The sequence below is a fragment of the Microcystis sp. LE19-41.2A genome (genome assembly GCF_027530405.1).
In the GTDB taxonomy this organism is placed as follows: Bacteria; Cyanobacteriota; Cyanobacteriia; order Cyanobacteriales; family Microcystaceae; genus Microcystis; species Microcystis aeruginosa.
The window spans coordinates 1-5,691 of the sequence record NZ_JAPZQJ010000567.1; the positions used below are offsets into that span (position 1 = coordinate 1).

4 protein-coding genes and 1 pseudogene are annotated in these 5,691 nt (G+C 41.8%); 1 reads left to right on the top strand and 4 read right to left on the bottom strand.

The window, feature by feature from the left end:
* Window positions 1–199: 199 nt before the first annotated feature.
* The 4 genes from O9290_RS23935 to O9290_RS23950 all read right to left on the bottom strand — a co-directional run bounded on the left by O9290_RS23935 (window position 200) and on the right by O9290_RS23950 (window position 4,127).
* Complete coding sequence (locus O9290_RS23935; protein ID WP_288057125.1) at window positions 200–1,855, bottom strand: lipoxygenase family protein; 1,656 nt, start codon at window positions 1,853–1,855, stop codon at window positions 200–202.
* A gap of 315 nt (window positions 1,856–2,170) precedes the next feature.
* On the bottom strand, window positions 2,171–3,046 hold the full coding sequence (gene glyQ, locus O9290_RS23940; protein WP_288057128.1) for a glycine--tRNA ligase subunit alpha: 876 nt from the start codon (window positions 3,044–3,046) through the stop codon (window positions 2,171–2,173).
* A complete protein-coding gene (locus O9290_RS23945; RefSeq protein WP_287972114.1) occupies window positions 3,037–3,207 on the bottom strand; it encodes a hypothetical protein in 171 nt (56 codons plus the stop codon). The genes glyQ and O9290_RS23945 overlap by 10 nt, the downstream gene beginning before the upstream one ends.
* Window positions 3,204–4,127 (bottom strand): serine/threonine protein kinase, encoded by a 924-nt coding sequence (locus O9290_RS23950; protein ID WP_288057130.1) that lies wholly within the window; start codon window positions 4,125–4,127, stop codon window positions 3,204–3,206. Before O9290_RS23950 ends, O9290_RS23945 begins: the two co-directional genes overlap by 4 nt.
* A gap of 189 nt (window positions 4,128–4,316) precedes the next feature.
* Between O9290_RS23950 and O9290_RS23955 the strand changes: the two are divergent.
* A pseudogene (locus O9290_RS23955) lies at window positions 4,317–5,091 on the top strand (Uma2 family endonuclease).
* Window positions 5,092–5,691 lie beyond the last annotated feature (600 nt).

The window sequence follows — 5,691 nt, forward strand, 5'->3', positions numbered from 1 at the left end:
AAATCTAAAAACCTTGTTGGATAAGACTTTTAGACTTTTTTGACCTCAAAAAGTGCCAGCCATTGGAGGGATCGGGGCGAAAATTCCTGGACTTTTTCCCTGAAAATTAGGTAATTGACCGTCTGAAAATGGGTAAAACCCTACACCCCACACCCCACAACCCACACCCTGCCCCCACAAAAAACTTTTTCAGCAGACCCTAAATATTGATACTATTGGGTATGCGAGAGGGTTTCAGGAAAATATAAGGCGTAAATCGGGTTGAATTGCGCCGATCAATCTCATTTTCGATCGCCTTTAATTTAGCTTGGAAAACCGCCAAAATCGGGTAAGTGCGTTGATCTGGGAAAGCACTTCGGGATGGATAGCCAAAACGGTTAAATTGAAAAGCTGTTAAAGTCTGCATAATTTCCAATTGATAAGCGGCCTGGGACTGGGGCGGCAAAAGACGGAGAATATAATCTATATCCACCTCCTCAGCTGCTTTGGGAGGAGATTGATAACCCGCTAGGGGAATATTCGGGCAAAAGGCGAGATAATCGTATTGAGGATAATTAACCGCCGCGTGTTGTGGTCCGGCCACAAAAATTATCTGGGTGACAACTTCGACTAATTTGGCTAAAGTGTCTAATTCTCCGTCAGAAACTAATTTTTTGATGCCTCCACCTTCAGGTGACATCAATTTTCGCACCCAAGCTTGTAATTCTGTATCCCCGTTTACATCCGCGTCGGAAGTATAGTAAAGACTTAGGTAATCTTTGACGTAGGTTTCCGTTGCTTGCCAAAGTAAGAGAGCATCGTCTCGGTAGGGGTAATCTGGTAGTAGGGAGGTATCATCGACTTGGCGGAAGGCTAATTGCTTGGGTAGGGTATAATCGGCGAAATTATCCAATCTTTGACGATAGGAAGTCTTAATTATCTCGATAGATGCTTCTAGCGTCCCCGCTAATAGACGATCAACGAATCCGCCAGGGTTAATTAACTCGCTCTCGGCTAAACTATTAATAGCGAGGGTAAATTGAAAATGAGGTCTTAATAGAATTGCCAGAGGATGATTGATTGCTAACTCGGTAGCTGTATCTAAAACAAAAGCTTCCGCTACTAAATGGGTATGGCTGAGGTGACTAACTAATTCATGGTGATTTCCGTCGGCAATTTGCACGAAAATCTTCGCCATTAACCAATTAAGTCCGTCATCGGGGGTATAGATGCGCTGATTAGGTTGGGTCGGATCCTGATATAATTGAATGGCAACAGGTACTAATCCCCCTTGACCGCGTAAACCTCTAGCACGCCAACAGAAAAGGACAAGAGGTGCTGTTACAGTTTTCATGCCCTTTTGATAACTGCCTAAAGTTAGGTTGTTTAGGGGGGCATAATCTGCTAGAAATAAGTTACCCTTAGCGGCTTCCGAGTCAATGGTTTTATCCGGTCCCATGGCTTTTTGGAAGATGGCATCGCTGACGGGGAAATTATCTGGTAAGCTGCTAATCCCGCGAATTACCAGGGGATTTGCTCCCGCTAATCTTTGGTAGGCAAAACCTGTATTAGATTGCCAAGTTTTAATGCTTGTGGGTTTGGGAAGGATAGGAAAAAGTTCTTCGTAATCTTCTAATGTGTCGAAGGGATCGAAGATATTTTCTACTCTTGTGGCGACTCCATTGGCAATTAAAGCACTGAAACCTTTACCCCGCATTACTTGATAGGAAATAGAAAAGTTTTCGTGGGTAGGTAAATCTTTGACGAGGGTGATACCATTAACGGAATCATAAATGTACACTTGTTTTTGTCGTCTTAATAGATCTTGTCTTTTGACTGGATCAGGATCATTTTTGGGTAGCGATGGTGTCAGCAAAGTAACTCCTTGTCTAAAAAATTAGAACTTAAAAATTGTGGTCTTTTTCCTGGCACTAATAGGCTAGTCAAAGTAAAGAATTACCTCCAACAAAAGGGTCTTTTGAGGGAAATTACCTGCTAGATATAGTGTCACCCATTATATACAGCTAGAACTGGGTTAGATTCCCGAAATATTGCATCTGTTTGCAAAACTTAATATATTAATTCTCGCACCTATGAGGTACAAGGTTGCTGGTTTGAGGTTGGGGAGATTTTATCAGTGAACAGTAAACAGTGAACTGAAAACTCCCATCTGATAACTGATAACTGATTGCTAAACCGTTTGTAGGGGAAAACCTAAAGCTTCCCGTTGCTGTAAATACAATTGAGCAACCTGTCGAGCTAAATTGCGAATTCTGCCGATATAACGGGTTCTTTCAGCTACAGCAATCACACCTCTAGCATCGAGTAAATTAAAAGTATGGGAACATTTGAGAACATAATCTAGACTGGGAATCACCAGAGAGCGATCGATTAATTGTTTAGCTTCCTGTTCATATAAACTGAATAAACTAAATAATAACTCAGGATTAGAAGCCTCAAAATTGTAGGTACATTGTTCGATTTCATTTTGCAGGAAAATATCACCGTAGAGGATATTTTCATTCCATTGAATTTTATTAATTGCCTCTACATCTTGCAGATACATGGCTAATCTTTCTAAACCGTAGGTAATTTCGATCGCCACGGGACGACAATCGATACCTCCACACTGTTGAAAGTAGGTAAATTGGGTGATTTCCATCCCATCTAACCACACTTCCCAACCCACACCCCAAGCGCCGAGGGTGGGAGATTCCCAGTTATCTTCCACGAAGCGAATATCGTGATCTTCTGGGTGAATTCCTAACACCCGCAGGGAGTCTAAATAGATTTCCTGAATATTATCAGGAGAGGGTTTAATTAGGACTTGATATTGATAGTAATGCTGAAAACGATTGGGATTTTCGCCATAACGGCCATCCGTTGGACGACGACAGGGTTCCACATAGGCAACGGTCCAAGGTTCCGGACCAATTGCCCTTAAAAAAGTGTGGGGACTCATGGTTCCTGCACCTTTTTCGGTATCATAGGGTTGAGCAACTAAACAACCGCGATCAGACCAAAATTCATTTAATTTAGCGATAACAGCTTGGAAAGTTAAAGACATGGGAAAAAGTAAAAAAGCAGATTAGGGGTTGGGGAAGTGGGGTGTAGGGTGTGGGGTGTAGGGTGTAGGGTGTAGGGTGTGGGGAGATGGGGGGTTGGGGAGAAAAAAGCTGCCGACTGTCTCCTGTCTCCTGTCTCCTGTCTCCTGACGGTTAAAGTCATTGACTTACTTTTAACTGCAAGCGAAAGTGAACGGGGGTAGAAGATTGGGGGAGAATAACTAATTCATAAAATCCCTCTTCGGGTAATTGACCGGACCATTGCCGATCGCTAGACTTGTCTAAAAGGGTAATATTACCCGTGGGAGAGTAGAAAGATAGTAAAACTTCGCCTTCCGCCTCTAAATTTAAGTCTAACCGATTACTGGAACGCAATTTTATTGCATAGGCTTTTCCTTGCCCCTCGCTGAGAATTGCCTCGATAACTTCCTCTCCCCCCGCGTCTAAACTTTCGAGCGCTTGGTAAGATAGGCCAGACTGTAAAGATTGTAACTGATTCCAGGCCAAGCCACTCCACAGTTGACCTAGACCGCTATCAAAATTTGGTCTTTCTGTCAATTCGGTAAATAGCTGAAAAAAGGCGGTATCAGTGAGTAAATTAAGGACTTTACTGCTTAAGCGTAACTGATTCACTTGTTCTCGCCATTTTTGTCGTTGTTGCTCATCGTAGCTACCTAATGCTTCTCTAGTGCCAGAATCGAGACGTTCTAAGCGATCGAGGATTTCTGCTGCTAAAATGTCTCTTTGTTCCTGTTTCTGTTTTTCCTCTTTGATATCCCCATAGCGAAGGCTAAACAATTCATTGACGAGATTTTTAAAAAACTGACCATCAATTCCCAACTCTAGACGGCGCTTTCTCATCTCGGCTTTCCGTTGCCATGCCGTATCTGTGGCAGAATTAAAGTTATTTTCCTCCGTGGCAAAAACGGGTTTAACGGTTTGGGGTTGATTGCTGTGTTTAACCCACTGTTTCCCGATTAACCAGCCTATTGCCGCCGATAATAACATCAAGAGGCAAAAAATAGCGATTCTGCCAGAACAGCCGAGAAAAAGGGGCGATTTATTCCGAGAATTAGCGGCCATTGTCTCCTTAGACGATTGAGGGTTTTGATCTGTAAAGATGAGATTAACACAAATAATAGGCTAAGACGCATTTTAACCGCCTATCCTTAGATTAGCTGAATCTTCCCCAATCCCTTTACTGTTGCCCCTTGTCCCGTCTCAACAAGCAGTTTAAATACACGGGCAGCTTATTATTCATAGCAGATAACCATGACTACGACTCAACCCCTATCCCCTGGCCAAACCGCCCGAAAAGATGAGATAATCTTCCCAACGGGCGAATTTTGGAGTGATGAACCGCCATTGGAAAGTAATTTACATCTAACTCAGATTATTTTGTTGATAAAATGCCTAGAATGGTTATGGCAAGATAGAGAAGATTACTTTGCAACCGGGAATTTAACCATCTACTACAGTCCCAATCAGAAAAAATCAGAATACTTTAGAGGACCAGACTTTTTTGTAGTATTGGGAACAACTAGAAACCAAAACCGGAAAAGTTGGGTAGTATGGCAAGAAGAGGGAAAATATCCTAATGTGATTATAGAAATCCTCTTTTGAAAGTACCGCTAAGACTGATAGGGAAGAAAAGAAAGAAATTTATCAAAATACATTTAGGACTCCTGATTATTTCTGGTTTGACCCCTATAGTTTAGAGTTTGAAGGATCTACGTTAATTAGGGGAAAATATCAACCGATTGAACCCAATCAGCAAGGTTGGTTATGGAGTGAAGAATTGGGCTTATATTTAGGTATCTACGCCGATAAATTGCGTTATTTTAGTCCTAGGGGTCAGTTAATCCCAACACTTGAGGAAGCCGCTCTTCTGGAGAAACAGGCCAAAGAATCTGAACGTCAACAAAAAGAACTGGCTTTACAACAAAAGGAATATGAAAGACAACAAAAAGAACTGGCTTTACAAAAAATTGAGCAATTAACGGCAAGATTAAGAGAATTAGGCATTAATCCCGATGAAACCTTGTAGGAGTGCAAGGTGGTCAGTGAGTTTATCTAACTGCTTGCACCCTCACCTTTCATGAGCAAGCTAAACAGATAAAAAAAAGCTCAATTAAAACAAGATAAATCCTCTTTAGTAACCAGCGATTTTGTTTTATTAGAGGTAGCGGATGCTCTCGCTTCTCCTTTTATTCGTTCTCGAACAATTCCCTTGATTACTCGATTAAAAGAAGCTCAGGATTTATTGGTTATTCCCATTAGTCAAGGTTTATTTAGGGTTTGCTGAAAAAGTTTATTGGTGGGGTTAGGAGTCGGTCGTCAGTAGCCGGTCGTCGGTCGTTTCAGGCTTTGTTGCCCTCCTTTTTTTTGTACCAGCTTATGTACTATAGGAAGGATAATGCAAGGTTTTTGAATGTCCCAATCCTATATTCTTGCACTAACATCGGATTTTAACAGGTCAAAAGCCTTATTTTCAAAGGGTTTTACCATTAAGTACCTAAGCAAAATTAATTACACATCCAAGCCGTCACCCGTCAGCCAAAAGCTTTTTGCTGTGACCAGTAAACAGTGAACTAAAAATTCAAATCTGATCCCTGATAGCTGTCTCGGAGTCTCGGAGTCTCGGAGT

What these genes read in the sequence shown, in the direction of transcription:
- glyQ (WP_288057128.1), bottom strand. Translation starts at nt 3,046, where the DNA reads ATGTCTTTAACTTTCCAAGCTGTTATCGCTAAATTAAATGAATTTTGG.
- O9290_RS23945 (WP_287972114.1), bottom strand. Translation starts at nt 3,207, where the DNA reads ATGACTTTAACCGTCAGGAGACAGGAGACAGGAGACAGGAGACAGTCG.
- O9290_RS23950 (WP_288057130.1), bottom strand. Translation starts at nt 4,127, where the DNA reads ATGGCCGCTAATTCTCGGAATAAATCGCCCCTTTTTCTCGGCTGTTCT.